The 3058-nt window shown below is 51.2% G+C and carries 1 rRNA gene; it reads right to left on the bottom strand.

Features of this window, described 5'->3' with window-relative positions:
* Positions 1–15 precede the first annotated feature (15 nt).
* Positions 16–2907 (bottom strand): 23S ribosomal RNA (locus HK44_RS11450).
* Between the last annotated feature and the right edge of the window lie 151 nt (positions 2908–3058).

Raw genomic sequence — 3058 nt, 5'->3', positions numbered from 1 at the left:
TTGCTTGGGTGTTATATGGTCAAGCCTCACGGGCAATTAGTATTGGTTAGCTCAACGCCTCACAGCGCTTACACACCCAACCTATCAACGTCGTAGTCTTCGACGGCCCTTCAGGGGACTCAAGGTCCCAGTGAGATCTCATCTTGAGGCTAGTTTCCCGCTTAGATGCTTTCAGCGGTTATCTATTCCGAACATAGCTACCCGGCAATGCCACTGGCGTGACAACCGGAACACCAGAGGTTCGTCCACTCCGGTCCTCTCGTACTAGGAGCAGCCCCTCTCAAATCTCAAACGTCCACGGCAGATAGGGACCGAACTGTCTCACGACGTTCTAAACCCAGCTCGCGTACCACTTTAAATGGCGAACAGCCATACCCTTGGGACCGGCTTCAGCCCCAGGATGTGATGAGCCGACATCGAGGTGCCAAACACCGCCGTCGATATGAACTCTTGGGCGGTATCAGCCTGTTATCCCCGGAGTACCTTTTATCCGTTGAGCGATGGCCCTTCCATACAGAACCACCGGATCACTAAGACCTACTTTCGTACCTGCTCGACGTGTCTGTCTCGCAGTCAAGCGCGCTTTTGCCTTTATACTCTACGACCGATTTCCGACCGGTCTGAGCGCACCTTCGTACTCCTCCGTTACTCTTTAGGAGGAGACCGCCCCAGTCAAACTACCCACCATACACTGTCCTCGATCCGGATAACGGACCTGAGTTAGAACCTCAAAGTTGCCAGGGTGGTATTTCAAGGTTGGCTCCACGCGAACTGGCGTCCACGCTTCAAAGCCTCCCACCTATCCTACACAAGCAAATTCAAAGTCCAGTGCAAAGCTATAGTAAAGGTTCACGGGGTCTTTCCGTCTAGCCGCGGATACACTGCATCTTCACAGCGATTTCAATTTCACTGAGTCTCGGGTGGAGACAGCGCCGCCATCGTTACGCCATTCGTGCAGGTCGGAACTTACCCGACAAGGAATTTCGCTACCTTAGGACCGTTATAGTTACGGCCGCCGTTTACCGGGGCTTCGATCAAGAGCTTCGCGTTAGCTAACCCCATCAATTAACCTTCCGGCACCGGGCAGGCGTCACACCCTATACGTCCACTTTCGTGTTTGCAGAGTGCTGTGTTTTTAATAAACAGTCGCAGCGGCCTGGTATCTTCGACCGGCATGGGCTTACGGAGCAAGTCCTTCACCCTCACCGGCGCACCTTCTCCCGAAGTTACGGTGCCATTTTGCCTAGTTCCTTCACCCGAGTTCTCTCAAGCGCCTTGGTATTCTCTACCCAACCACCTGTGTCGGTTTGGGGTACGGTTCCTGGTTACCTGAAGCTTAGAAGCTTTTCTTGGAAGCATGGCATCAACCACTTCGTGTTCTAAAAGAACACTCGTCATCAGCTCTCGGCCTTAAGATCCCGGATTTACCTAAGATCTCAGCCTACCACCTTAAACTTGGACAACCAACGCCAAGCTGGCCTAGCCTTCTCCGTCCCTCCATCGCAATAACCAGAAGTACAGGAATATTAACCTGTTTTCCATCGACTACGCTTTTCAGCCTCGCCTTAGGGACCGACTAACCCTGCGTCGATTAACGTTGCGCAGGAAACCTTGGTCTTTCGGCGTGGGTGTTTTTCACACCCATTGTCGTTACTCATGTCAGCATTCGCACTTCTGATACCTCCAGCAAGCTTCTCAACTCACCTTCACAGGCTTACAGAACGCTCCTCTACCGCATCACCTAAGTGATACCCGTAGCTTCGGTGTATGGTTTGAGCCCCGTTACATCTTCCGCGCAGGCCGACTCGACTAGTGAGCTATTACGCTTTCTTTAAAGGGTGGCTGCTTCTAAGCCAACCTCCTAGCTGTCTAAGCCTTCCCACATCGTTTCCCACTTAACCATAACTTTGGGACCTTAGCTGACGGTCTGGGTTGTTTCCCTTTTCACGACGGACGTTAGCACCCGCCGTGTGTCTCCCATGCTCGGCACTTGTAGGTATTCGGAGTTTGCATCGGTTTGGTAAGTCGGGATGACCCCCTAGCCGAAACAGTGCTCTACCCCCTACAGTGATACATGAGGCGCTACCTAAATAGCTTTCGAGGAGAACCAGCTATCTCCGAGCTTGATTAGCCTTTCACTCCGATCCACAGGTCATCCGCTAACTTTTCAACGGTAGTCGGTTCGGTCCTCCAGTTAGTGTTACCCAACCTTCAACCTGCCCATGGATAGATCGCCCGGTTTCGGGTCTATTCCCAGCGACTAGACGCCCTATTAAGACTCGCTTTCGCTACGCCTCCCCTATTCGGTTAAGCTCGCCACTGAAAATAAGTCGCTGACCCATTATACAAAAGGTACGCAGTCACCCAACAACGTGGGCTCCCACTGCTTGTACGCATACGGTTTCAGGATCTATTTCACTCCCCTCTCCGGGGTTCTTTTCGCCTTTCCCTCACGGTACTAGTTCACTATCGGTCAGTCAGTAGTATTTAGCCTTGGAGGATGGTCCCCCCATATTCAGACAAAGTTTCTCGTGCTCCGTCCTACTCGATTTCATGACCAAGAGATTTTCGCGTACAGGGCTATCACCCACTATGGCCGCACTTTCCAGAGCGTTCCGCTAATCTCAAAGCCACTTAAGGGCTAGTCCCCGTTCGCTCGCCACTACTAAGGGAATCTCGGTTGATTTCTTTTCCTCAGGGTACTTAGATGTTTCAGTTCCCCTGGTTCGCTTCTTAAGCCTATGTATTCAGCTTAAGATACCTAACTTATGTTAGGTGGGTTCCCCCATTCAGACATCTCCGGATCAAAGTCTGTTTGCCGACTCCCCGAAGCTTTTCGCAGGCTACCACGTCTTTCATCGCCTCTGACTGCCAAGGCATCCACCGTATGCGCTTCTTCACTTGACCATATAACCCCAAGCAATCTGGTTATACTGTGAAGACGACATTCGCCGAAAATTCGCAATTACTCACAAATTTTACCTTAGCCTGATCCGTTACCAGTGAAAGTAACGTTCAGTCTATCTTTCTATCACATACCCAAATTTTTAAAGAACGA

The organism is Pseudomonas fluorescens HK44 (genome assembly GCF_000217955.3).
GTDB classification, from domain to species: domain Bacteria; phylum Pseudomonadota; class Gammaproteobacteria; order Pseudomonadales; family Pseudomonadaceae; genus Aquipseudomonas; species Aquipseudomonas fluorescens_AQ.
This window is presented reverse-complemented; position numbering and strand designations above follow the sequence as displayed.